3 protein-coding genes are annotated in these 1,503 nt (G+C 24.5%); 1 reads left to right on the top strand and 2 read right to left on the bottom strand.

All coding sequences use genetic code 11. The features are described from left to right. Positions 1 to 428 (top strand): hypothetical protein (locus MBCUR_RS10550; RefSeq protein WP_169805779.1); only part of this gene is annotated, 428 nt, incomplete at its 5' end. Here MBCUR_RS10550 and MBCUR_RS10250 read toward each other — a convergent pair. Next, entirely contained in the window at positions 397 to 540 is a 144-nt protein-coding gene (locus MBCUR_RS10250; RefSeq protein ID WP_157077576.1) for a hypothetical protein, read from the bottom strand. The two genes, MBCUR_RS10550 and MBCUR_RS10250, sit on opposite strands and share 32 nt — an antisense overlap. Before the next feature lie 15 nt (positions 541 to 555). Beyond that, entirely contained in the window at positions 556 to 939 is a 384-nt protein-coding gene (locus MBCUR_RS10005) for a DUF2085 domain-containing protein (RefSeq protein ID WP_084269417.1), read from the bottom strand. Positions 940 to 1,503: the final 564 nt, after the last annotated feature.

Genomic DNA, 1,503 nt, shown 5'->3' on the forward strand with positions numbered 1-1,503 from the left:
CAAAGAAAGAAAAAAAGAAAATAAAAAAATATGGCTGGAAACTCAAAAACTTATTCATATCAAAAGACTTAAAAGAATTTATAAACAAATTAAACAAAATATGGAAAATATTTGACGACTTACCCCCATTTTTAAAAGATTTTTACAACAAAAAAATTATCAAAGACATGCACAAAATGACCCACTACCTCTTTGACAAGAACATAAAACGCACAAGCAATCAAATAGAGAACAAATTCTCAACAACACAACAAAAATCCACTAAAAAACTATTCAAAACCATACCCGGAACATTAGCCTACTTAAAACCAATAATCACAAATCAAAATAAAAAATGCCATGACAAATTCATAAATACCATAATAAAAAAAGTTATTATGAAATCAATTAAAAGTATTATTTCATCCGTTCAGGAGGCAACCATTTGACAGAACCGTTATTTGCATTATTATTTATATTATTATCTGGAATCGTATTTACATTTGCATTTGAATCTGCACTTGCATTTACTTTTTCTTCTATATTATTTTCATCAACCATTAAATACCTCCTTATTTAAGTGAATATGATGAACTTAATGAAACTAGATAAAATTATTAAGGCAGGTCCTCCTAAAAGACCTGTTAAGAACCTTAACATGTTATTACTCTCTCTTAATCCAATTAATTGGCTTATATCATCTACAAGCATTGGAATTATTAATAAAATCCCCAATAACACATAGCTTAAATCAAGGTATGGTCTTGTCAATATTACAAAAGCAAAAAAACATGCTGCAGAAATATAAATCCCTGTACATCTTGCACATACTGGGAAGTGGTGTCCTTTAATTTTAAATGTTCTTTGAGGGATCCTGTGACATATTAGAAAATAAGGAAATTTGTATGCTCCTTCTATTTTTCCTTCAATTAGATCTATATATTGTGTATTGAACTTCATTTTATTTAAAATTTAAATATTCTTTTCAAGATTTATTTAAATATTCTTTTCAAAATTTAAAATAAAAATTATTAAATATTATGTGAATATGAGATAAAAAATAAATTAGTCTAAAAAATTAAATTTACTTCTAAAAGATAACAAAAAATTATAAGTTAATATACTAACTATATGCAAAAAGCTATATATACTTATATCCATAACTCTCATGCACCTAATATAGTTCATGGCTTAATAATGTTTGAAGTATTTTTCTCTGGTGCATCTGATTTATAATTATGATATATTTAACATATATAATAATACCAATAATATACATGATTAAATTATGTAAATATATGCACTATCTAATATACATAAGTGTATTTCAAATAATCTATTGAGTTTACACTAAATTAGTAAATGAATATTAATATTTTACCATTAGCTAAACCTGAATTAATTTATTTTTAAAGACATATAAATAGTTTGTTATTTAATTAAAAAGCCATTAGAAGTAATATTTTAAGATAGCATACTCTACCCCCCCCCCCCTTAGTAAATAATTATAAGAATTTTTTAAAT

This window comes from Methanobrevibacter curvatus (assembly GCF_001639295.1).
Classification (GTDB): Archaea; Methanobacteriota; Methanobacteria; order Methanobacteriales; family Methanobacteriaceae; genus Methanoflexus; species Methanoflexus curvatus.

Excerpts from the sequence above, each read along its gene's own strand:
- MBCUR_RS10005 (WP_084269417.1), bottom strand. The coding sequence starts at position 939 with ATGAAGTTCAATACACAATATATAGATCTAATTGAAGGAAAAATAGAA.
- MBCUR_RS10250 (WP_157077576.1), bottom strand. The coding sequence starts at position 540 with ATGGTTGATGAAAATAATATAGAAGAAAAAGTAAATGCAAGTGCAGAT.